A 360-nucleotide genomic window follows, 5' to 3' on the forward strand; every position below is an offset into this window, starting at 1 on the left:
TTGTGGTAGTTTCTTCGGTTGTTGCGGTTGTTTCATTTGTGGTAGTTGTTTCCTCAGTTGTGGCAGTCGTTTCGCTTGTTGCAGTAGTACCCTCGGTTGTTGCAGTTGTTTCGCTTGTGGTAGTTGTTTCCTCGGTTGTTGTAGTTGTTTCGTTTGTAGTAGTTGCCTCAGTTGTTGCGGTTGTTTCGTTTGTGGTAGTAGTTGCCTCGGTTGTTGCGGTCGTTTCGCTTGTAGTAGTGGTTGCCTCAGTTGTTGCAGTCGTTTCGTTTGTAGTCGTAGTTGTTGTCGTGGCGGTGGTCGTTGTTGTCGTAGTTGTTGTTGTGGTAGTCTGTGCATTTACCACAACCGTGCCGGTCACAA

At 47.2% G+C, this 360-nt stretch carries 1 protein-coding gene; it reads right to left on the bottom strand.

Annotated features, from left to right (window positions below):
• A partial coding sequence (locus RUMCAL_RS16185; protein ID WP_040646988.1) for a hypothetical protein occupies positions 1-360 on the bottom strand: 360 nt, incomplete at both ends.

It is taken from the genome of Ruminococcus callidus ATCC 27760, assembly GCF_000468015.1.
Classification (GTDB): domain Bacteria; phylum Bacillota; class Clostridia; order Oscillospirales; family Ruminococcaceae; genus Ruminococcus_C; species Ruminococcus_C callidus.